At 63.2% G+C, this 23,032-nt stretch carries 15 protein-coding genes and 2 rRNA genes; all 17 read left to right on the forward strand.

The annotated features are described in order from the left end of the window. Nucleotides 1-40: 40 nt before the first annotated feature. Nucleotides 41-856, forward strand: a complete 816-nt coding sequence (locus tag ACY48M_RS08530) for an amino acid ABC transporter ATP-binding protein (protein WP_462819840.1) — start codon at nt 41-43, stop codon at nt 854-856. Between the two features lie 37 nt (nt 857-893). Then, entirely contained in the window at nt 894-1,769 is an 876-nt protein-coding gene (locus tag ACY48M_RS08535; protein WP_462819841.1) for a glutamate ABC transporter substrate-binding protein, read from the forward strand. Between the two features lie 105 nt (nt 1,770-1,874). Then, entirely contained in the window at nt 1,875-2,522 is a 648-nt protein-coding gene (locus tag ACY48M_RS08540) for an amino acid ABC transporter permease (RefSeq protein ID WP_462819842.1), read from the forward strand. Continuing rightward, nucleotides 2,519-3,445, forward strand: a complete 927-nt coding sequence (locus tag ACY48M_RS08545; protein WP_462819843.1) for an amino acid ABC transporter permease — start codon at nt 2,519-2,521, stop codon at nt 3,443-3,445. Before ACY48M_RS08540 ends, ACY48M_RS08545 begins: the two co-directional genes overlap by 4 nt. A 44-nt stretch (nt 3,446-3,489) precedes the next feature. Continuing rightward, on the forward strand, nt 3,490-4,527 hold the full coding sequence (pheS, locus tag ACY48M_RS08550) for a phenylalanine--tRNA ligase subunit alpha (protein ID WP_462819844.1): 1,038 nt from the start codon (nt 3,490-3,492) through the stop codon (nt 4,525-4,527). Next, on the forward strand, nt 4,527-7,022 hold the full coding sequence (pheT, locus tag ACY48M_RS08555; protein WP_462819845.1) for a phenylalanine--tRNA ligase subunit beta: 2,496 nt from the start codon (nt 4,527-4,529) through the stop codon (nt 7,020-7,022). Before pheS ends, pheT begins: the two co-directional genes overlap by 1 nt. A 215-nt stretch (nt 7,023-7,237) precedes the next feature. After that, complete coding sequence (argC, locus tag ACY48M_RS08560; RefSeq protein WP_462819846.1) at nt 7,238-8,284, forward strand: N-acetyl-gamma-glutamyl-phosphate reductase; 1,047 nt, start codon at nt 7,238-7,240, stop codon at nt 8,282-8,284. Continuing rightward, nucleotides 8,281-9,438, forward strand: coding sequence for a bifunctional glutamate N-acetyltransferase/amino-acid acetyltransferase ArgJ (gene argJ / locus ACY48M_RS08565; protein ID WP_462819847.1), 1,158 nt, complete (start codon nt 8,281-8,283; stop codon nt 9,436-9,438). Before argC ends, argJ begins: the two co-directional genes overlap by 4 nt. Further along, complete coding sequence (gene argB, locus ACY48M_RS08570) at nt 9,438-10,385, forward strand: acetylglutamate kinase (protein WP_462819848.1); 948 nt, start codon at nt 9,438-9,440, stop codon at nt 10,383-10,385. The genes argJ and argB overlap by 1 nt, the downstream gene beginning before the upstream one ends. Then, complete coding sequence (locus tag ACY48M_RS08575) at nt 10,385-11,572, forward strand: acetylornithine transaminase (protein ID WP_462819849.1); 1,188 nt, start codon at nt 10,385-10,387, stop codon at nt 11,570-11,572. The genes argB and ACY48M_RS08575 overlap by 1 nt, the downstream gene beginning before the upstream one ends. A gap of 14 nt (nt 11,573-11,586) precedes the next feature. Beyond that, nucleotides 11,587-12,528 (forward strand): ornithine carbamoyltransferase, encoded by a 942-nt coding sequence (argF, locus tag ACY48M_RS08580; protein ID WP_462819898.1) that lies wholly within the window; start codon nt 11,587-11,589, stop codon nt 12,526-12,528. After that, nucleotides 12,528-13,952 (forward strand): argininosuccinate lyase, encoded by a 1,425-nt coding sequence (gene argH / locus ACY48M_RS08585; RefSeq protein ID WP_462819850.1) that lies wholly within the window; start codon nt 12,528-12,530, stop codon nt 13,950-13,952. The genes argF and argH overlap by 1 nt, the downstream gene beginning before the upstream one ends. A 4-nt stretch (nt 13,953-13,956) precedes the next feature. Beyond that, the gene (locus ACY48M_RS08590; protein WP_462819851.1) at nt 13,957-14,568 is read left to right on the forward strand and encodes a DNA-3-methyladenine glycosylase; all 612 of its coding nucleotides are present in this window, start codon (nt 13,957-13,959) and stop codon (nt 14,566-14,568) included. Between the two features lie 56 nt (nt 14,569-14,624). Then, a complete protein-coding gene (tyrS, locus tag ACY48M_RS08595; RefSeq protein WP_462819852.1) occupies nt 14,625-15,929 on the forward strand; it encodes a tyrosine--tRNA ligase in 1,305 nt (434 codons plus the stop codon). A 47-nt stretch (nt 15,930-15,976) separates the two neighbouring features. Continuing rightward, the gene (locus tag ACY48M_RS08600) at nt 15,977-17,308 is read left to right on the forward strand and encodes a hypothetical protein (protein ID WP_462819853.1); all 1,332 of its coding nucleotides are present in this window, start codon (nt 15,977-15,979) and stop codon (nt 17,306-17,308) included. Between the two features lie 611 nt (nt 17,309-17,919). Further along, nucleotides 17,920-19,444: ribosomal RNA gene (locus ACY48M_RS08605) — 16S ribosomal RNA — on the forward strand. 463 nt (nt 19,445-19,907) lie between these two features. Next, nucleotides 19,908-23,023: ribosomal RNA gene (locus ACY48M_RS08610) — 23S ribosomal RNA — on the forward strand. Together the 16S and 23S rRNA genes form the textbook arrangement of a ribosomal RNA operon. The last annotated feature ends 9 nt before the right edge of the window (nt 23,024-23,032 follow it).

The following is a 23,032-nucleotide window of genomic DNA, read 5'->3' on the forward strand; positions in this document are numbered from 1 at the left end:
CATCGCGCACACCGCCGATTCGCCCAGTAGGTTTGTCCCCATGACATCGAGCGATGGTGTGGCCGCGAGCCAGGCGCCGGCATTTGAGACGACGAGCAATCCGATCCATGCGGCCAAGGGCGAACCCCTTGTCGTAGTCGAGAATGTTGACAAGTTTTATGGCGACTTCCAGGCCCTGAAGAACATCAACCTCACCGTGAACAAGGGCGAGGTCGTTGTCGTCATCGGCCCGTCAGGTTCGGGCAAGTCGACGCTGTGTCGGGCGATCAACCGCCTCGAGACCATCACGTCTGGCGAGATCCGCATCGACGGCAAGAAGCTGCCGGAGGAGGGCAAGGGCCTCGCCGCGCTTCGGGCCGATGTCGGCATGGTCTTCCAGTCATTCAATCTTTTCGCCCATAAGACGATCCTCGAGAACGTCACCCTCGGCCCCATCAAGGTGCGCCGCCGGTCTAAGGCGGAGGCGAAGAAAGATGCCGAGGCGATCCTCGATCGAGTCGGCGTCGGTGTGCAGGCGGAGAAGATGCCATCGCAGCTCTCCGGCGGTCAGCAGCAGCGCGTCGCGATCGCGCGCGCGCTCGCGATGAAGCCAAAGGTCATGCTCTTTGACGAGCCCACCTCTGCCCTCGACCCCGAGATGATCAACGAGGTCCTCGATGTCATGGTCGGCCTCGCCAAAGAGGGCATGACGATGGTCGTCGTAACCCACGAGATGGGCTTTGCGCGCAAGGCGGCTGACCGCGTGGTGTTCATGGCGGAGGGCGAGATCGTCGAAGAGGCAACGCCAGAAGAGTTCTTCAACAACCCCCAGACTCCGAGAGCGAAGGAATTCCTCTCGAAGATCCTCGACCACTAACCGGTGGCGAGTTGACACAGCAATGAAGGAGACAGGCATGCGAATTACCAAGAGCATGACTTTCGGTGCGGCGGCGATCGCCGCGGCGCTCGTCCTGAGCGGATGTAGTGACTCTGGTGCGGATGACGCGCCCGAGGTCGAGACCGAAGTTGAGTTTGAGGCCGGCACGACGATGGCAGAGCTCAACGAGGCCGGCACCATCACGATCGGCACGAAGTTCGATCAGCCACTGTTCGGCCTCCAGGGCCTCGACGGCACGCCTGTCGGCTTCGACGTCGAGATCGGCAAGATCATCGCCGCCGAGCTTGGCATCGAGGCAGAGAACATCGAGTGGGTCGAGACGGTCTCCGCCAACCGTGAGCCGTTCATCCAGGACGGCCAGGTCGACATCGTCATCGCCACCTACACGATCAACGACACTCGCAAGGAGGTCATCGACTTCGCCGGACCGTACTACTCCGCAGGTCAGGACCTTCTCGTTCTTGAGGGCAACCCCGACGGCATCGAAGGCCCCGAGTCGTTCGAGGAGAACCCGGATCTCGCGGTCTGCACCGTCACCGGTTCGACGTCGCTCGTCAACATCACCGAGTACACCTCCAACGTGCTGCAGGCGGAGACGTATTCCGCGTGCCTCGAGCCGCTTCGCCGCGGAGAGGTTGCCGCAGTCACAACCGACAACGTGATCCTTGCCGGTCTCGCCGATCAGAACGCGGGCGAGTTCGAAGTCGTGAACAACCCGTTCACGGAGGAGCCATACGGCATCGGTCTCGAGTTGGGCGATGACGCGTTCCGCACGTTCATCAACGACACGCTTGAGGCAGCCTACGAAGACGGCCGCTGGGCCGACGCGTGGGAGGCGACCGCCGGCACGGTGCTCGACCTTCCCGAGCCGCCAGCCGTCGATCGTTACTAAGCACTCAACGGTGCCGGTGCCCTGTCGCGATTCTGCGGCGGGGTGCCGGCCCACCCCAGTTCGATCCTGACAACACCTGTCGAGGCCCCCGAGGAGGCTCCATCTGTGGATGCGATCATCCAGTTCCTGCCGCAGTTCGGTGATGCTTTCCTCGTCACACTGAGCCTGCTGCTCTTCGCGGGGCTCGGCGCGCTCGTGATCGGGTTCGTCGTCGCCGCGATGCGCATCTCGCCGGTTGCCTCGCTGCGAGGCTTCGCGACGGCGTACACCGAGATCCTGCGGAACACACCGCTCACACTCGTGCTGTTCTTCTGCGCGAACGTGCTGCCGTACCTCGACTTCTTCCCGGGCTACTACACCCTCGCGCTCCTCGGCCTCACGGCCTACACTTCGCCGTTCGTCGCCGAGGCCCTCCGCTCCGGCATCAACGGTGTCGCGGTCGGCCAGGCCGAGGCGGCGCGGAGCATCGGACTCCCGTTCGGGCAGGTCGTCACGCTCGTCGTGCTGCCCCAGGCGTTCCGCATGGTCATTCCGCCGCTCATCAACGTCTTCATCGCGCTGACGAAGAACACCTCGGTCGCCGGCGCGTTCTTCGTCGTCGAGATCTTCTCCGTTGCTCGTACGGGGGCCAATGAGCGCGGCGACGCCGTTATCCCGATCCTCCTCGCGGCTGCGGTGCTCTACCTCCTGATCACCATTCCCCTCGGTCTCATTGCCGGTCGGGTCGAGAAGAAGCTGGCGGTGCTGCGATGACCTCGGTGCTCTACGACGCTCCCGGACCAAAAGCTCAACGCCGTTCCCTCATCATCTCGATCGTCGGCTTGATCGTGATCGTCGGCGGCTTTGCCGCGCTCGTCGCTGGCCTCGCGGCACCTCGGGTCTCGGCGAACGGTGCAGAACAGCCCGGACTTCTCGACGCGTCGCGCTGGGACATCTTCCTCGATGTGCAGGTGTGGCGGTTCATCGGCGAAGGACTCGTCGCGACCCTGCGCATGGCTGGCGTCGCCGCGGTCCTCGCGATCGTGGTCGGCATACTGTTCTCGTTCGGTCGCGCGGCCATCACTCCGTGGGTCAGAGTTCCGACCTCGGTGCTGCTTGAGTTCTTCCGCGGTATGCCAGTGCTGCTAATGATCCTCTTCATCCTGCTGGTCTTCGGCGTCGAGCCGTTCTGGGCCGGCGTTGGAGCACTCGCTGTGTACAACGGCGCGATCATCGGTGAGGCGCTCCGCGCTGGCATCCAGTCGCTGCCGAAGGGCCAGCGCGAGGGTGGCCTGTCGATTGGGCTCACTCCACTTGCGACGCGCTTCATCATCGAGTTCCCTCAGGCGTGGCGCCAAATGTTGCCGATCATCATCGCGCAGCTCGTGGTGCTGCTCAAGGACACGGCGCTCGCCTACATCGTCGGCTATCCGGAGCTGCTCCGCGTGACGACGCAGTACATCGCGAACAACGTCGGCAGCCGCTACGTCTTCTCACTGTTCTTCGTCGCCCTCGCGATCTACATCGTCATGAACATGAGCCTGTCGTACATCGCACGTCTCATCGCGCGCCGCAGTGGGCCGAAGCTCGGCAAGACGATCGCCGGTCCCGCCGCCCCGACGGGCGAGGACGACCCGGAGTTCATCCGGCAACGGCTCGCAGGGCAGGGGTTCGGGGCCAGCCAAGCACCGAGATGAGGTGACGGCGGAGGCATGCGCCCACGCCGGTAGACTCGTTTCTCGTGTCAGATCCCCTCATCACTGAAGCCCGCGTCACCGAGGCGGTGGATGCTGCGCTTGCGGCGATCGCCGACGCTGGCGACACCGCGGCGCTCAAGACCGTCCGCTCCGCCCACCTCGGTGAAGGATCGACGCTCGCGAGGCTCAACGCAGGCCTGCGCGACGTGCCGAACGACCAGAAGGCATCCCTCGGCAAGCTCGTCGGCCAGGCCCGCGGCCGCGTGACGCAGGCCTTCGCGGCCCGCGAGCACGAGGTCGCCGCCGCGGAAGAGACTGCGCGGCTCGCGGCCGAGGCGGTGGATGTCACGGCCCTCGCCTCACGCTGGAACCCCGGCGCGCGGCATCCGCTCACCCTCCTCATGGAGCAGATGTCGGATGTTTTCGTCGGCATGGGCTGGGAGGTGGCCGAGGGGCCGCAACTCGAGAACGAGTGGTTCAACTTCGACGCGCTGAACTTCGATGAAGATCACCCGGCACGCGCGATGCAAGACACCTTCTTTATCGACCCCGTCGAGTCGCATCTCGTGATGCGCACGCACACCTCGCCCGTGCAGATCCGTTCGCTGCTCGAGCGCCCGCTGCCCGTCTACGTCGTGGCCCCCGGTCGCACGTACCGCACGGATGAGCTCGATGCGACGCACACCCCCGTCTTCAACCAGATCGAGGGCATCGCGATCGACAAGGGCCTCACGATGGCGCACCTCCGCGGCACGCTCGAACACCTCGCCCGCGCGATGTTCGGCGCGGAGGCGAAGATCCGCCTGCGCCCCAACTACTTCCCCTTCACGGAGCCGAGCGCCGAAATGGATGTCTGGCAGCCGAATGCAAAGGGCGGCGCGCGCTGGGTTGAGTGGGGTGGCTGCGGCATGGTGAACCGCAATGTGCTCCGCGCGGCGGGCATCGATCCCGAGGAGTATCAGGGCTTCGCGTTCGGCATGGGCATCGAGCGCACCCTGCAGTTCCGCAACGACATGAATGACATGCGTGACATGGTCGAGGGCGATATCCGCTTCTCGCAGCAGTTCGGAATGGTGGTCTGATGCGCGTCCCAGTCTCGTGGCTTCGCGAGTTCGTCGAGGTCCCGGCGGATGCGACGGCGGAGGACATCCACGCCGCGCTCGTGCGTGTCGGCCTCGAAGAAGAAGATGTGCATCGCAGCGAACTGAGCGGCCCGATCGTCGTTGGCACGGTGCTCGAATTCGTCGACGAGCCGCAGTCGAATGGCAAAACGATCCGTTGGTGCCAGGTCGACGTCGGTGAGGCCGAGCCACGCGGCATCGTCTGCGGAGCCCACAACTTCTTCGCGGGCGACAACGTCGTTGTGTCTCTGCCCGGTGCCGTGCTGCCGGGGCCGTTCCCGATCGCGGCGCGCAAGACCTACGGTCACGTGAGCGATGGCATGATCGCCTCGGCGAAAGAACTCGGTCTCGGCGACGAGCATGCGGGCATCCTGCGTCTCGCCGAGCTGGGGCTTGACCCAGCGCCGGGTACGGATGCGATTGCGCTGCTCGGGCTCGACGATTTCGCGGTCGAGGTCAACGTGACCCCCGACCGCGGCTACGCCTTCTCCATCCGGGGCATCGCTCGAGAGTTCTCCAATTCGACGGGCGCCGCCTTCCGTGACCCCGCCGTGACCCCTGCGCTCGTCGGGCTCGTTGCAAAGCCCCACACGGGCTTCTCCGTCACTGTCGCCGATGATGCACCGATCCGCGACAACGTCGGGTGCTCGGTGTTCGTCACCCGCGTCGTCCGCGGCATCGACCCGACCCGACCGACCCCGGCGTGGATGCTCTCGCGCCTCACTCTCGCTGGTGTGCGCTCGATTTCGCTCGCGGTCGACATCACCAACTACGTCATGTTTGAGCTCGGCCAGCCCATCCACGGCTACGATCTCGGCAAGCTCACTGGCGGCATCACGGTGCGCCGCGCGAGCGCGGGGGAGACGCTCACGACGCTCGACGATCAGACCCGCATGCTCAGCCCAGAGGACCTCCTCATCACCGACGAGTCCGGTCCCATCGGTCTCGCCGGCGTCATGGGCGGCGCGACGACCGAGATTTCGGATGCCACGAGCGATGTGCTCATCGAGGCCGCAAACTTCGACCCCGTCTCGATCGCGCGCACTGCCCGGCGCCACAAGCTCCCGAGCGAAGCATCGAAGCGCTTCGAGCGCGGCGTCGATCCGCTCGTGGCGGAGGCCGCGGCGGCGCGTGTCGCCCAGCTCCTCGTCGAACTCGGGGGCGGCACGCTCGACGAGCTCGGTTCGGCCCTGCACTCTGCGCCCGCACCGCAGGCGATCACCCTTCGTGACGGCTTCGTCTCTTCGCTGCTCGGTGTCGAGTACACCCCAGACGAGGTCCGCACGTCGCTCGAAGCGATCGGTGCCACGGTCGAGCCCGCCGCTGGGGGCCTCGCGGTCACCCCGCCTTCGTGGCGCCCCGATCTTGACGATGAGCCGACGCTTGCGGAGGAGGTCGCACGCCTTGTCGGCTACGACCGCATCCCCTCGGTGCTTCCCGTCGCCCCGCCGGGTCGCGGACTCTCGCGTGCGCAGGTGCTTCGCCGTTCGGCCGCGAACATGCTCGCGGCGAATGGCCTCACCGAGGTGCAGTCCTATCCTTTTGTCTCGACGACAACCCACGAGCGGTTCTCCTCGGATGCCCCGGCCATGCGCCTTGCGAACCCGCTCGACGCCGAGGTGCCGCTGCTGCGCCGCTCGGTCATCCCTGGGCTGCTCGATGCCGCGCGCCGCAACCTCTCCCGCGGGCTCACGGAGCTCGCACTCTTCGAGGTCGGCACAGTGTTTTTGCCCGAGTCGGGTCGCCGCTACGGGAGCGGTCCGCTGCCTGTCGGCACCGCGCATCCGGGTGACGCCGCGCTTGCCGAGCTCAATGACGGCATTCCGCCGCAGCCGTGGCACGTCGGTGCGCTCTTCATCGGCGACCGTATTGTGCGCCAGCCCGGTGTCGCGGCTGTGCCATCGTCGCTCACGGATGCGATTGCGGCGGCGCGCCAGCTTGCCTCCGGCCTCGCGGTGACGCTCCGGGTCGAGCAGGGCAACCATCCGGCCTTCCACCCCGGCCGCACGGCGGAGCTCTTTGCGGGCGACCGCGTCGTCGGCATCGCGGGCGAGCTGCTCCCGGCGATTGCCGATGATCTCGATCTGCCGCGCGTTGTCGCGCTCCTCGAAATCGATCTCGACGCGCTTATTGAGCTCGGTGCGACCGAGGTCGCCACGAGGCCGATCTCGTCATTCCCCGCCGCGACGCAAGACGTGTCGCTCGTCGTGCCGGAGGAGATTCCGGCCGCTGACGTGCTCGCTGCCGTCACGGAGGGCGCGGGTGCGCTGCTCGAGCACGCGTATCTCGTCGATGACTACCGGGGCCAGGGCATCGAGGTCGGCGACAAGTCGCTCACCTTCGCACTGCGCTTCAGGGGACCGGATCGCACGCTCACGGCGGCCGAGGCATCCGAGGCTCGGCTCGCGGGAGTCGCGCTCGCGGCGGAGCGTTTCGGCGCGACACTTCGGGAGTAGCAAGACGCGAAGAGCGCTCGGGTAGTGTCGCGCCCCGGCAGGCGCTACAGTGTTGCCGTGGACATGATCCGTGGAACCGTGCTCGGCGAGCGTCGCCTCGAGCTCTTCCGCGCGCGCCGACTCTCGGCGACGTCGCCCCGCTGAGCGTTCCGCTCTGTCGCCGCGTCGCCGCCTGAAGGTCCTGCTTCGTCCGTTCCTCATTTAAGGTAGAACCCATGACCATTTCCGTTGCCGTCGCTGGCGCCAGCGGTTACGCGGGTGGAGAGCTTCTCCGCATCCTCGCAACCCACCCTGAGGTCACCATCACCACGGTGACTGCGCACTCGAATGCGGGGCAGCCGCTCGTCGCAGCCCAGCCGCACCTGCGCTCGCTCCAACACCTCACGCTCACCGAGACGACGCCAGAGAATCTCGCGGGTCACGATGTCGTCTTCGTCGCCCTCCCGCACGGCAAGTCCGGTGCGCTCACCGACCATCTCGGCGACGGTGCGCTGGTCATTGACTGCGGGGCCGACCACCGGCTCACCTCCGAGGCCGACTGGGCCAAGTTTTACGGTGGCGAGTTCTACGGTGCTTGGGCCTACGGCCTTCCCGAACTCCTGCTCGCCGACGGTTCACGCCAGCGCGAGCACCTCGTCGGCGCCCGCCGCATCGCGGTGCCCGGATGCAACGTGACCGCGATCACGCTGGGGCTTGCCCCCGGCATCCAGGCTGGCATCATTCAGCCGGCAGACCTTGTGGCCGTGCTCGCGGTCGGTACCTCGGGTGCCGGAAAGAGCCTCAAACCACACCTTCTTGCGAGTGAGATCCACGGCTCTGCGATGCCGTACGCGGTCGGCGGTACGCACCGTCACACGCCCGAGATCGTGCAGAACCTCACAGCGGCCGGCGCGGAGGGCGCGACCATCTCGTTCACGCCGGTGCTTGTGCCGATGTCGCGCGGAATTCTTGCGACCTCGACCGCGACACTCGAACCCGGTGTCGGCATCGATGATGTGACGGCCGCATGGGAGTACGCCTACGGGCAGGAGCAGTTCGTGCACCTGTTGCCGCGGGGGGAGTTCCCCAAGACCGCCGACGTGCTCGGCGCGAACACCGCGCTCATCGGGCTCGGCATCGACGAGGCCGCGGACCGGCTGGTCGTGATCAGTGCGATCGATAACCTCGTCAAGGGCACGGCGGGCGCGGCAATCCAATCCATGAACATCGCCCTCGGCCTGCCAGAAGCGACCGGCCTCGTCGTGGACGGAGTCGCCCCGTGAGTGTCACCGCCCCCAAGGGCTTCGTCGCTGCCGGTGTCGCCGCTGGTCTCAAATCGACGGGCGCCCTCGATGTCGCGCTCGTGCAGAACCTTGGCCCCGAGTTCGCGGGGGCTGCCGTCTTCACGAGCAACCGGGCGAAGGCCAACCCCATCCTCTGGTCGCAGCAAGCGGTAGCTGATGGTGTTGTGTCGGCCGTTGTGCTCAACTCCGGCGGGGCCAACTGCTACACGGGCACGTTCGGTTTCCAGACCACCCATCACACGGCCGAGGCGGTTGGTTCCGTGCTCGGCATCTCCGCCGGTGACGTGCTCGTGTGCTCGACCGGGCTCATCGGGGTCGGCGACCAGTCGTTCCGCGACGGCGTGCTCGCGGGGGTCGCTGCGGCGGCTCCCGCGCTGAGCCCCGAGGGAGGGCATGATGCGGCCCTCGCGATCATGACAACAGACTCGCGCCCCAAAGAGATTGTCGTCGAGGCCGAAGGCTGGAGCATCGGTGGCATGGCAAAGGGGGCCGGGATGCTCGCGCCGGGCCTCGCGACCATGCTCGTCGTCATCACGACCGATGCGAGCGTCGAGGCTTCCACGCTGGATGCTGCGCTGCGCCGTGCGACGCGAGTCAGCTTCGATCGGCTTGACTCTGATGGCTGCATGTCAACCAACGACCAGGTGACGGTCATGGCGAGCGGTGCATCCGGAGTCTCGCCGGATGTCGAGGAGTTCACCGCTCGTCTCACCGAGGTGTGTGACGGGCTTGCGAGCCTGCTCCACGGTGATGCAGAGGGCGCGAGTCACGAGATCTCGATCGAGGTTGTCCATGCCGCAAGCGAGGATGACGCTGTCGAGGTCGGCCGTTCGGTCGCGCGCAACAACCTCTTCAAGGCCGCCGTGTTTGGCAACGATCCCAACTGGGGTCGCGTGCTTGCGGCGATCGGCACCACGGCTGCCGAGTTTGACCCATACGCGGTGGATGTGTCGATGAACGGCGTGCGGGTCTGCCGTGCCGGCGAACCCGATGAGCCTTCGGAGAGCGTCGATCTCAGTCCGCGGCAGACGCACGTGTTGATCGACCTCAAAGTGGGCGACGCCACCGCGACGATCCGCACCAACGACCTCACGCACGACTACGTGCACGAGAACAGCGCATACTCAAGCTGATGGGCGAGCCTACCGATCTCAACGCCGTGCAGGCGCAGACGCTCATCGAGTCACTGCCGTGGCTCACCCTGTTTCGCGGTCGCATCATTGTTGTCAAGTTCGGCGGCAATGCGATGGTCGATGACGAACTGAAGCGCGCCTTCGCGGAGGACATGGTGTATCTGCACCATGTCGGCGTCCGTCCCGTCGTCGTGCACGGTGGCGGGCCGCAGATCTCGCGGGCGCTGGCTGAGCGCGGCATCGAGAGCGAGTTCCGGGGTGGCCTCAGGGTCACGAGCCCCGACGCGATGGAGGTTGTGCGCGAGGTGCTCACCCGCGAGGTGAGCGGCGAACTCGTCGAACTCATCAATCAGCACGGTGATCTTGCGCAGGCGGTCTCCGGTGAGACACAGGGGCTCTTTCGGGGCCACCGGCGCGGCACGATCGTCGATGGGGAACCCGTCGATCTCGGCCTCGTCGGCGAGGTCGTCGGTGTTGACCCGGCCGTGCTTCACGCGCTGCTCGACGCGGGCAAAATCCCTGTCGTCTCCTCGGTCGCGCCAGACGATGATGTGGCGGGGCAGGTGCTCAACGTCAACGCCGACTCGGCCGCAGCATCGGTCGCGGTCGCGCTCGCCGCGGTAAAACTGGTGGTGCTGACGGATGTCGCGGGGCTCTACTCCGACTGGCCGAATCGCGACTCGCTCGTGTCCCAGATCACCACGACCGAGCTCATGGCGCTGCTGCCGAGCCTCGAATCCGGCATGATCCCCAAGATGACAGCGTGCCTTGAGGCCGTCGATGGCGGCGTCGATAAGGCCGCGATCATCGACGGCCGTGTGCCGCACTCCATCCTCCTCGAAGTGTTTCGAAGCAGCGGTGTCGGCACGGAGGTCATCCGCGACGACCGCGTCGAGGCAGCAGCGGGGCACGGAGAGACAACAACAACGACAGTGAAGGCGAAGTAGTGAACAATCACGACTGGAGCAGCCGGTTCAGCGCAGCCATGATGGGCTCGCATGCGACACCCCTCACGATGCTCGAGCGAGGCGAAGGCTGCTACGTGTGGGGCACAAACGGCAAGCGGTATCTCGACTTCCTCGCCGGGATTGCTGTGAACTCACTCGGCCACGCCCACCCCGCCCTCGTCGATGCCGTGACGAGCCAGATCTCGACGCTCGCGCACGTGTCGAACTATTTCGCAACGCCCCCGCAAATCGAACTCGCCGAGCGCCTCAAGCGCATCACTGGTGCGGGGGAGCAGGGCAGGGTCTACTTCTGCAACTCCGGCGCCGAGTCGATGGAGGCAGCGGTCAAGCTCGCGAGGCTCAACAACGACGGTGGCCGCCGCACGCGCATCCTTGCGCTCACGAACGCGTTCCACGGCCGCACGATGGGCGCGCTTTCGCTCACGGGCAAGGCCGCGCTGCGCGATCCCTTCGGGCCTCTCCTCGCCGGCGTTGAGCACATCGACAGCACGGTTGAAGCACTCGAACACGCGATGGATGACACCGTCGCGGCCGTCATCTTCGAACCCATCAAGGGCGAGGCCGGCGTTGTCGACCTGCCAGACGGTTTCATCCGGCGCGCCCGCGAACTCGCCACCGAGCACGGCGCCCTGCTCATCCTCGACGAGATTCAGACCGGGGTCGGCCGCACCGGCACGTGGTTCACCTATGAGCAGTTCGACATCGTTCCTGACGCTGTGGCGATCGCGAAGGGCATCGCCGGTGGTGTGCCGATCGCGGCCCTCGTGACGTTCGGTGAAGCATCCGAACTGTTCAAACGCGGCCACCACGGCAGCACCTTCGGCGGCAACCCGCTCGCAACCGCGGCGGCGAACGCTGTGCTCGGCGAGATCGAGGCGTCGGGGCTTGTGGCCAACGCAGCGCGCCGCGGCGACGAACTGCGCGAGATCATCCGCGGCATTGGCTCGCCGCTCGTCGAGGAGGTCCGCGGTCGTGGGCTCCTCATCGGCGTCGGGCTCACGGAGCCCATCGCAAACAAGGTCTCCGCCGCTGCCCTTGATGCTGGCCTCATCATTAATGCGGCCAATGAGTCCAGCATCCGTATCGCTCCGCCGCTCATCGTGGGCGACGTCGAGCTCGAGGAGTTCGCCACGCTCTTCACCACCGCGTTGGAGGCGGCCCAGTGAATCAGAACAGCACAGTGACACGACACTTTCTTCGCGATGACGACCTCAGCCAGGCGGAGCAGCTCGAGATCCTCGACCTCGCCGTCACCCTCAAGGCGGAGCGCTTCTCGCGCCGCCCGCTGGAGGGGCCGCAGACCGTGGCCGTAATCTTCGACAAGTCATCGACGCGCACTCGGGTCTCGTTCGCGGTCGGAATCGCCGACCTCGGCGGCGTGCCGCTCATCATCAGCACGGCGAGCAGCCAGCTCGGTGGCAAAGAGACAGCGTCAGACACCGCGCGCGTGCTCGAACGGATGGTCGCCGCGATCGTCTGGCGTACCTACGGTCAGGCGGGGCTGGAAGAGATGGCCGAGGGCACGACGGTGCCGGTGATCAACGCGCTCTCGGATGACTTCCACCCGTGCCAGCTCCTCGCGGACCTCCTCACGATTCGTGAACATCGCGGCGCACTCGAGGGACAGACCGTCACGTTCCTTGGCGATGGTGCCTGCAACATGGCCCAGTCGTACCTGCTCGCAGGTGCTACCGCCGGGATGCACGTGCGCATCGCCTCGCCAGAAGGCTTTCAGCCAGCGGCATCCGTCGTCGCAGATGCCGAGCGCATCGCGGCGACCACCGGTGGTTCGATCGAGCTGTTCACCGATCCCCGTGCCGCGGTCGCCGGTGTCGATGTCGTCGTCACCGATACGTGGGTGTCGATGGGCAAGGAGGAGGAGAAGGCGAAGCGCGTTGCGACCCTCGGTGGGTATCGTGTCGATGCAGAACTCATGGCCCTCGCAAAGAAGGACGCGATCTTCCTCCATTGCCTGCCGGCCGACCGTGGCTATGAGGTGACCGCCGAGGTGATCGACGGTGAGCAGAGCGTCATCTGGGATGAGGCAGAGAACCGACTGCATGCGCAGAAGGCCCTCATGGTGTGGTTGTTCGAACGCAGTGGCCAGGGGGCGGTGTCGTGATGACCGAGCATGGTTCGACAGGCTCGACCAACGCGGGTTCCCTCTGGGGCGGCCGCTTCAGCGACGGCCCGTCGCCGGAGCTCTCACGGCTGAGCAAGTCGACTCATTTCGACTGGCAGCTCGCACCCTACGACATCCTCGGTTCGCGAGCCCATGCCAAGGCGCTCGCCGCCGCCGGATATCTCAGCGAGACCCAACTGGATGCGATGCACGCGGCACTCGATCGGCTCGCAGCTGATGTCGAGTCAGGGGCGATCATCGCGGATGAGTCCGATGAAGACGTCCACGGTGCCCTTGAGCGCCATCTCATCGAGATCGCGGGGCCGGAGCTCGGCGGCCGTCTCCGGGCGGGCCGCAGCCGCAACGACCAGATTGCCACGCTCGTTCGCCTCTACCTGCTCGACCATGCCGCGGTCATCCGGCACCACGTCGTGCAGTTGATCGACGCGATTGCCGCGCAGGCCGACGCGCACCCGGATGCGATCATGCCGGGCCGCACCCATCTTCAGCACGCACAGCCCGTGCTCCTCGCACACCACCTTCTCGCACACGCGTGGCCGCTGGTGCGCGACCTCGAGCGGCTCCGCGACTGGTCGGCACGGGCTTCGGTGTCGCCGTATGGCTCCGGCGCGCTTGCCGGCAGTTCGCTCGGGCTCGACCCGGCGCTCGTCGCTGCCGAGCTCGGCTTGTCGGGGCCATCAGAGAATTCGATCGATGCGACCGCGAGTCGCGACGTGGTGGCAGAGTTCGCCTTCGTTGCCTCGACGATTGGCATCAACCTCTCCAGGCTGGCGGAGGAGATCATCCTCTGGAACACGCGAGAGTTCGACTTCGTTACGCTTCACGATGGCTATTCGACGGGCTCATCGATCATGCCGCAGAAGAAGAACCCCGACATTGCGGAACTCGCACGCGGCAAGTCGGGCAGGCTCATCGGCAATCTCACGGGCCTGCTGGCAACCTTGAAGGGGCTTCCGCTCGCGTACAACCGCGACCTTCAAGAAGACAAGGAGCCGGTGTTCGATTCGGTCGAGACGCTGGAGGTGCTGCTCCCCGCCTTCACGGGCATGGTGGCGACGCTGCGGTTCAATACCGCACGCATGGCCGAGCTCGCGCCGCAGGGGTTTTCGCTCGCGACGGATGTTGCGGAGTGGCTTGTGCGGCAGCACGTGCCGTTCCGAGAAGCCCACGAGATCAGCGGTGCCCTCGTCGCCCACTGCGAACGCCAGGGTGTCGAACTGCATGAGCCGAGCGACGAGGACTACGCGTCGATCGATGCGCGCCTCACTCCCGCGGTTCGCGAGGTGCTCACGATCGAGGGTGCGGTCTCGAGTCGCAACGGTGTTGGCGGCACGGCACCGGCGCGGGTGGCCGAGCAGCTCGCACTCCTCACCGAGCGCGTCCGGGTGCTCGCGGAGCGCTGACCCGATGGCGTCGCCGCTCGCGCAGATCCTCTCCGACGATGCGCTCACGGTCGCGCCACGGCTACTGGGCTCGCTGCTCTCAGTCGAGGGCGACGATGGCCGGGTGGCGCTACGGATTACCGAGGTGGAGGCGTATCGCGGAGAGGACGATCCGGGGTCGCATGCGTTCCGGGGCCAGACTCCCCGCAATGCGGTCATGTTCGGCCCGCCCGGTCGCCTCTATACCTACTTCACCTACGGGATGCACACGTGCGCGAATATCGTCTGCTCGTCGGAGGGAGTGGCCTCCGCGTGTCTTATCCGGGCGGGAGAAATAGTGGAGGGCGTGGGGCTCGCGCGTGCGCGCCGTCCCACCGCTCGAGCCGACCATGAGCTGGCGAGGGGTCCGGCGCGGCTCACGGTGGCGCTTGGCATTACGCTCGCCGATGGAGGAGCAGATCTCGACCGCTCTCGCGTCCAGCTCACGCTCGCCGACGCACCGCCCGAGCCGGCCTCGGGCCCGCGGACGGGCGTTTCAGGTCCCGGCGGCACCGAGGCCTTCCCCTGGCGCTTCTGGGTTCCTGGTGAGACCTCGGTGTCGCCATACCGCGCTCATGTGCCGAGGGTTCGCCCCTGATTGCGCATGTCGTGTGCCTGCACGGAGTGCCGTGGGGGCGCTGATAAGTTGGTCCGGTGTCAACGCCCGCCGAGATCCTCCGTCAGCAACGCAACGATGACTCGTTCGGGACCCTTTGGGATGAGCTGCGGTGGCGCGGTCTGATCCACGTCTCAACCGATGAGGCGGCGCTGAGGGATCTCCTCGCCGGGCCTCCGATTGTCTATTACTGCGGGTTCGACCCGACGGCGCCGAGTTTGCATCTCGGCAATCTTGTGCAGTTGCTGCTCTTGCGCCGCATTCAACTCGCCGGCCATCGCCCGCTTGCGCTGGTCGGCGGTTCTACAGGTCTCATCGGCGATCCGAAGCCGACCGCAGAGCGCACCCTCAACACTCCAGAGGTGGTCGCCGAGTGGGTCGGCTACCTCCAGGGGCAGGTCTCGAAGTTCCTCGACTTTGAGGGCGAGAGCGCCGCGCGCCTGGTCAACAATCTCGACTGGACCGCGCCGCTTTCGGCGATCGATTTCCTTCGCGACGTCGGCAAGTACTTTCGGGTTGGCACGATGCTGAAGAAGGATGCAGTGAGCGCCCGGCTCAATTCGGATGCCGGCATCAGCTTCACCGAGTTCAGCTACCAGGTGCTCCAGGGCATGGACTTCCTCGAGTTGTACCGCACCTACGGGTGCGTCCTCCAGACCGGTGGCTCAGACCAGTGGGGCAATCTCACGAGCGGCTCCGATCTCGTACACAAGGCCGAAGGGGTGAGTGTTCATGCGATCGGCACGCCCCTCATCACGAATTCTGACGGCACAAAGTTCGGCAAGAGTGAGGGCAACGCGGTCTGGCTCGATCCGGCGCTTACGAGCCCGTATGCGATGTATCAGTTTTGGCTCAATACCGACGACGCCGACGTGGTCGATCGGCTCAAGGTGTTCACGTTCCTCTCCAGGGCCGAGATCGAGGCGGTTGCTGAGGCGGTCGCTTCCGCGCCGTTCAAGAGGGAGGGGCAGCGACGGCTCGCCTTCGAGGTCACGTCGCTCGTGCACGGGGTCGCCGCGACCGAGTCGGCGATCGCTGCGGCGGACGCCCTGTTCGGCCAGGGCGATCTTTCGGCCTTGGATGCTTCGACGCTCGAGTCTGCGCTGGCAGAGCTCCCGAAGGCCGTTGCGTCGCCGGGGGTGACCGTGGCACAGCTGCTGGTCGATGCCGGGCTCACGAAGAGCCTCGGTGAGTCGCGGCGCGCAATCGAGCAGGGTGGGGTCTACCTCAACAACGCCAAGGTGACGGATGCCGCCGAGTCGGTCGATGGGCGCTTGCTCTTCGAGCGTTTCGCTGTCCTCCGCCGTGGCAAGAAGACGCTCGCTGGGGTCATCGCGGGTTAGGCGCAGCCTGCCTCGTTACACTGGGGCCGGAATATCGAGGGGAACGTGTGAACGAGCAGTCTGATGGTGGCGGGGCCACCAACGCGGGCGTCGGCGGAGAGTTGCGGCGCGACCGCCGCCGTCTCCGTGAGTCTGCGCGGGACGAGGCGCAGCGACTCGAAGCAGAGCAGGCGGATGCTGCGGCGCCGGCATCGGCATCGGCAACGCCAGAGCCCGGCAGCCCGAGCCTCGACACCGGAGGCCTGAGCGCCTTCGAGAGCCTCGGCTTCGAGCCGCGCTCGTTCGAGCCTGCCGAGCCGGAGGCGCCCCACGTCGATGACTCGCGCTTCCGTTCGGCGTCAGCAGATGTGCCACAGCCCGAGCCTGCAGACGCGGGGCCAGCGTCGGCGCCGATCGCCGATCCCACCCCCGTCTACACACCTCCGCCGCTCGCTGAGCCGCCTGGGCGTGAGGTTCCCCGCGTCACTCATGCCTTCAGCACCGCCGATCTTTTCGTGCCGAACACCGCATCCGAGGCAGACGAGAGTTCGGGGCAGCCGACTTCCGTTCTCTCGCAGCCCGCTGCCGAGCCGAGCCCTTCCTCGGCAATGCCGGTCACGCAGGCCTTCACTCCCGAAACCTTCGTGCCACAGCAAAACGGTTCGGCACCGTTCGTGAGCGAGTCTTCTGTGCCCGACTCTCGCGCAGAGCCTGATCGCAGCGGGGGAGGGCATCCTGTGCTTGGCACGCTCCGTCCCGTTGCCGTCGAGCCACCTCGAGACTTGGCGGTCGTCGACTGGTCCGCATTCGTCCTCGCCTTTCTGCTGCCGCCTGTTGGATTCGTGCTCGGCCTCGTCGCTGCAGCACGAGGCCGCGCCTACCGCGGCTGGTCGTCGGCGAAGTCCCGGGCGGCGGTATGGATCTCCGTGGCCATGACGTTCGTCTTCGTGATCGCGGGCACGGTGCTGTGGTTCGAGCGTCAGGAGGCAATCGAGGCTCAGCGGGTCGCCGATGAGGCTGCGGCGGCGAGGGCAGGCATTGTCGCCGAGAGTGTTGAGTTCTGCACTGCGCTTGCGGCATACCCAACGCTGTTCGACTCTGGCGATCCTGACTACGGATGGCCGCAGCTCGATGACCCCGCTGGCTACGTCCCCGCGATCTCGAACTATGCCGCGATCTGGCAGGGTCTCGTGCCGCTCGCGCCAGCCGGCATCGCCGAGCCGGTGCAAACGTTCAGCGCGCGCATTGACAGCATGGTTGGGTTCGCGAGTAGCCTGGCGACCCCGAATCGCCCCGGCGACATACTCGACCTCCACTCCGAGGCGGACATCACGACCATCGACGAGTACGTGACGGAGTACTGCGGCGAGGCCTTGGCTGAGGCAAATACGGGGGAGTAGGGCGCGACACGCCCGGGATGCAGTCGGGATTTGCCCCGCCGTCAGGACGACCGTAAAGTACTTACTTGTCACCCCAAAGGTGCGGAAAGCCGAAGAGCTTCCCGGCCTCAAGAGGGACTAAATCCAAAGGCGAAAGCCACCGAAGAACTCCTTCATGGAGACGTTCTCTTGCAGAACGATTTCTTCGGGTCTAGGATGAAAAACCCACTTTCAGATCAGCTTCGGCTGATCGAGCTGGTCACTGCGACTGGGCCTCATTAGAGCGCCCGGAGTCTGTCTCGAGAAGACAGGCGAGTCGATTTGACAAGCGGAACGAAAGTGGTAAGTTTGAGAAGTTGCCCCGGCAGCGACACCGAGAGGTGCAGCACCGGGAGCGTCCGATCCTTGAGAACTCAACAGCGTGCACAATGTCAAATGCCAAAAACCTCGTCTGTAGGTGCCGTTTCTAGCGGTAACCACAGAGGAGATTCCTTTGGAAAAACATTAAACAACAAATCAAATGTCAGCAATGATGTTTGTCTTGTCAGTTTCAAACTTGTGATGTGTTCGCCCATTCCGGCGGCTCGTCACACTAGATGTGCCGACGACTTCGGTCGCCGTGCAATCAAACATTTACGGAGAGTTTGATCCTGGCTCAGGATGAACGCTGGCGGCGTGCTTAACACATGCAAGTCGAACGATGAAAGCCGGAGCTTGCTCTGGCTGGATTAGTGGCGAACGGGTGAGTAACACGTGAGTAACCTGCCCCAGACTCTGGGATAAGCGCTGGAAACGGCGTCTAATACCGGATACGAGCTTCAGCCGCATGGCTAGGAGCTGGAAAGAATTTCGGTCTGGGATGGACTCGCGGCCTATCAGCTAGTTGGTGAGGTAACGGCCCACCAAGGCGACGACGGGTAGCCGGCCTGAGAGGGTGACCGGCCACACTGGGACTGAGACACGGCCCAGACTCCTACGGGAGGCAGCAGTGGGGAATATTGCACAATGGGCGAAAGCCTGATGCAGCAACGCCGCGTGAGGGACGACGGCCTTCGGGTTGTAAACCTCTTTTAGTAGGGAAGAAGCGAAAGTGACGGTACCTGCAGAAAAAGCACCGGCTAACTACGTGCCAGCAGCCGCGGTAATACGTAGGGTGCAAGCGTTATCCGGAATTATTGGGCGTAAAGAGCTCGTAGGCGGTTTGTCGCGTCTGCTGTGAAAACTGGAGGCTCAACCTCCAGCCTGCAGTGGGTACGGGCAGACTAGAGTGCGGTAGGGGAGATTGGAATTCCTGGTGTAGCGGTGGAATGCGCAGATATCAGGAGGAACACCGATGGCGAAGGCAGATCTCTGGGCCGTAACTGACGCTGAGGAGCGAAAGCATGGGGAGCGAACAGGATTAGATACCCTGGTAGTCCATGCCGTAAACGTTGGGAACTAGATGTAGGGTCCATTCCACGGATTCTGTGTCGCAGCTAACGCATTAAGTTCCCCGCCTGGGGAGTACGGCCGCAAGGCTAAAACTCAAAGGAATTGACGGGGGCCCGCACAAGCGGCGGAGCATGCGGATTAATTCGATGCAACGCGAAGAACCTTACCAAGGCTTGACATATACGAGAACGGGCTAGAAATAGTCAACTCTTTGGACACTCGTAAACAGGTGGTGCATGGTTGTCGTCAGCTCGTGTCGTGAGATGTTGGGTTAAGTCCCGCAACGAGCGCAACCCTCGTTCTATGTTGCCAGCACGTAATGGTGGGAACTCATAGGAGACTGCCGGGGTCAACTCGGAGGAAGGTGGGGATGACGTCAAATCATCATGCCCCTTATGTCTTGGGCTTCACGCATGCTACAATGGCCGGTACAAAGGGCTGCAATACCGTAAGGTGGAGCGAATCCCAAAAAGCCGGTCTCAGTTCGGATTGAGGTCTGCAACTCGACCTCATGAAGTCGGAGTCGCTAGTAATCGCAGATCAGCAACGCTGCGGTGAATACGTTCCCGGGCCTTGTACACACCGCCCGTCAAGTCATGAAAGTCGGTAACACCCGAAGCCAGTGGCCCAACCGCAAGGAGGGAGCTGTCGAAGGTGGGATTGGTAATTAGGACTAAGTCGTAACAAGGTAGCCGTACCGGAAGGTGCGGCTGGATCACCTCCTTTCTAAGGAGCACTCGAGGATGCCCTCTGTATACAGGGGCTAATGACCTCGTAGCCATTTCGGAGACATACGTTCTCCGGTGGCGCTCATGGGTGGAACATTGACATTGTGGCCAGGCGAAAGCCTTGAACTCAGTACGCTCTCTTCGGAGAGAAGGAACAGTTCGAGTCTGACTCCTGGTCTTTTGCACGCTGTTGGGTCCTGAGGGACCGGGCCGGCACGGGTGGCAACACCCTGGTCGACCGAACTCCTCTGGATCCCTGTCTGAGTGGCCAACGGCCGCGATGAGGGGATACCGCCCGTATTTTGAGAACTACACAGTGGACGCGAGCATCTTAGACACTCGCGCAAAACCTTGACGAAGGCCTTCGGGCTGGAGTCGATGTGGAGCGCGTGATGTCTTCAATTGATTTGCAATAGCGTTGTTTATTCAACGCGAAATGCTGATCTTTGTGTAATTTTTGTCATCAAGTTTCTAAGTGCAAACGGTGAATGCCTTGGCTTCTGGAGCCGAAGAAGGACGTAGAAATCTGCGATAAGCCTCGGGGAGTTGATAATCGAACTTTGATCCGAGGATTTCCGAATGGGGAAACCCCGCTGGGCGCAGCAATGTGACCTAGTGACTCCCGCCTGAATATATAGGGCGGGTAGAGGGAACGTGGGGAAGTGAAACATCTCAGTACCCACAGGAAGAGAAAACAACAGTGATTCCGTGAGTAGTGGCGAGCGAAATCGGAAGAGGCCAAACCGATCATGTGTGATAGCCGGCAGGCGTTGCATGGTCGGGGTTGCGGGACTTTTCAGCAGTTACTGCCGTACTGCAAACGTTACAAAGGAATATAGACGAACAGGATTGAAAGCCTGGTCATAGAGGGTGCGAACCCCGTAGTCGAAATGTTCCAATGGCGCGAGAAGTATCCCAAGTATCACGGGGCCCGAGAAATCCCGTGTGAATCTGTCAGGACCACCTGATAAGCCTAAATACTCCCAGAAGACCGATAGCGGACAAGTACCGTGAGGGAAAGGTGAAAAGTACCCCGGGAGGGGAGTGAAATAGTACCTGAAACCGTTTGCATACAAACCGTTGGAGCCTCCATAGCAGGGGTGACAGCGTGCCTTTTGAAGAATGAGCCTGCGAGTTAGCGATATGTGGCGAGGTTAACCCGAGTGGGGAAGCCGTAGCGAAAGCGAGTCTGAATAGGGCTATTCAGTCGCATGTCCTAGACCCGAAGCGAAGTGATCTATCCATGGCCAGGTTGAAGCGACGGTAAGACGTCGTGGAGGACCGAACCCACTTAGGTTGAAAACTGAGGGGATGAGCTGTGGATAGGGGTGAAAGGCCAATCAAACTTCGTGATAGCTGGTTCTCTCCGAAATGCATTTAGGTGCAGCGTTGCGTGTTTCTTGCCGGAGGTAGAGCTACTGGATGGCCGATGGGCCCTAAAAGGTTACTGACGTCAGCCAAACTCCGAATGCCGGTAAGTGAGAGCGCAGCAGTGAGACGGTGGGGGATAAGCTTCATCGTCGAGAGGGAAACAACCCAGACTACCAACTAAGGTCCCCAAGCGTGTGCTAAGTGGAAAAGGATGTGGAGTTGCAGAGACAACCAGGAGGTTGGCTTAGAAGCAGCCACCCTTGAAAGAGTGCGTAATAGCTCACTGGTCAAGTGATTCCGCGCCGACAATGTAACGGGGCTCAAGCACACCACCGAAGTTGTAGATTTCGTATTTTAGGTAAGCCTTCGTGGTTCAGCCGTACGGAGTGGTAGGAGAGCGTCGTGTGGGCAGTGAAGCGGCGGTGTAAACCAGCCGTGGAGCCTACACGAGTGAGAATGCAGGCATGAGTAGCGAAAGACGGGTGAGAAACCCGTCCTCCGAAAGAACAAGGGTTCCAGGGCCAGGTTAATCCGCCCTGGGTAAGTCGGGACCTAAGGCGAGGCCGACAGGCGTAGTCGATGGACAACGGGTTGATATTCCCGTACTGACGAAAAACCGCCCAAGCTAATCCAGTAGTGCTAAGAGTCCTAATCCGGCTGACGGATCCCTTCGGGGTGATGCGGCCGGCCTAACGCTCGACCCCGTTCTGGTGCGGTTAGCGTATTAACAGGTGTGACGCAGGAAGGTAGCTGAGCCGGGCGATGGTTGTCCCGGTCTAAGGATGTAGGGCGAGAGATAGGCAAATCCGTCTCTCATATAGCCTGAGACCCGATGGGTAGCCCGAATGGGCGAAATCAGTGATCCTATGCTGCCAAGAAAAGCATCGACGCGAGGTTTTAGTCACCCGTACCCCAAACCGACTCAGGTGTTCAGGTAGAGAATACCAAGGAGATCGAGAGAATCGTGGTTAAGGAACTCGGCAAAATGCCCCCGTAACTTCGGGAGAAGGGGGGCCTGAGGCGTATTAGGACTAGCTCCGAAAGCGTTTGAAGGCCGCAGAGACCAGTGGGAAGCGACTGTTTACTAAAAACACAGGTCCGTGCCAAGTCGCAAGACGATGTATACGGACTGACGCCTGCCCGGTGCTGGAAGGTTAAGAGGAGCGGTTAGCGTAAGCGAAGCTGCGAATTTAAGCCCCAGTAAACGGCGGTGGTAACTATAACCATCCTAAGGTAGCGAAATTCCTTGTCGGGTAAGTTCCGACCTGCACGAATGGCGTAACGACTTCCCAGCTGTCTCAACCGCGAACTCGGCGAAATTGCACTACGAGTAAAGATGCTCGTTACGCGCAGAAGGACGGAAAGACCCCGTGACCTTTACTACAGCTTGGTATTGGTGTTCGGTGTGGCTTGTGTAGGATAGGTGGGAGACTGTGAAGCTGGCACGCTAGTGTCGGTGGAGTCATTGTTGAAATACCACTCTGGTCATATTGGATATCTAACGATGAACCGTAATCCGGTTCTCGGACAGTGCCTGGTGGGTAGTTTAACTGGGGCGGTTGCCTCCCAAAAAGTAACGGAGGCGCCCAAAGGTTCCCTCAACCTGGTTGGCAATCAGGTGTCGAGTGTAAGTGCACAAGGGAGCTTGACTGTGAGACTGACAAGTCGAGCAGGGACGAAAGTCGGGACTAGTGATCCGGCAGTGGCTTGTGGAAGCGCTGTCGCTCAACGGATAAAAGGTACCTCGGGGATAACAGGCTGATCTTGCCCAAGAGTCCATATCGACGGCATGGTTTGGCACCTCGATGTCGGCTCGTCGCATCCTGGGGCTGGAGTAGGTCCCAAGGGTTGGGCTGTTCGCCCATTAAAGCGGTACGCGAGCTGGGTTTAGAACGTCGTGAGACAGTTCGGTCCCTATCCTCTGCGCGCGCAGGAAATTTGAGAAGATCTATCCCTAGTACGAGAGGACCGGGATGGACGAACCTCTGGTGTGTCAGTTGTTCCGCCAGGAGCACCGCTGATTAGCTACGTTCGGAATGGATAACCGCTGAAAGCATCTAAGCGGGAAGCCAGCTTCAAGATGAGATTTCCATCCCTTAGGGGGAGAGGCTCCCAGCTAGACTACTGGGTTGATAGGCAGGATGTGGAAGCGAGGACTAAAGACTCGTGTAGCTGACCTGTACTAATAAGCCGATAACTTGATAACACCTTACAA

The sequence above is a fragment of the Homoserinimonas flava genome (assembly GCF_054969005.1).

Bases quoted from the DNA above. Each gene is read 5' to 3' on its own strand.
- ACY48M_RS08530 (WP_462819840.1), top strand. From the start codon at position 41: ATGACATCGAGCGATGGTGTGGCCGCGAGCCAGGCGCCGGCATTTGAG.
- ACY48M_RS08535 (WP_462819841.1), top strand. From the start codon at position 894: ATGCGAATTACCAAGAGCATGACTTTCGGTGCGGCGGCGATCGCCGCG.
- ACY48M_RS08545 (WP_462819843.1), top strand. From the start codon at position 2,519: ATGACCTCGGTGCTCTACGACGCTCCCGGACCAAAAGCTCAACGCCGT.
- pheT (WP_462819845.1), top strand. From the start codon at position 4,527: ATGCGCGTCCCAGTCTCGTGGCTTCGCGAGTTCGTCGAGGTCCCGGCG.
- argC (WP_462819846.1), top strand. From the start codon at position 7,238: ATGACCATTTCCGTTGCCGTCGCTGGCGCCAGCGGTTACGCGGGTGGA.
- argB (WP_462819848.1), top strand. From the start codon at position 9,438: ATGGGCGAGCCTACCGATCTCAACGCCGTGCAGGCGCAGACGCTCATC.
- argH (WP_462819850.1), top strand. From the start codon at position 12,528: ATGACCGAGCATGGTTCGACAGGCTCGACCAACGCGGGTTCCCTCTGG.
- ACY48M_RS08590 (WP_462819851.1), top strand. From the start codon at position 13,957: ATGGCGTCGCCGCTCGCGCAGATCCTCTCCGACGATGCGCTCACGGTC.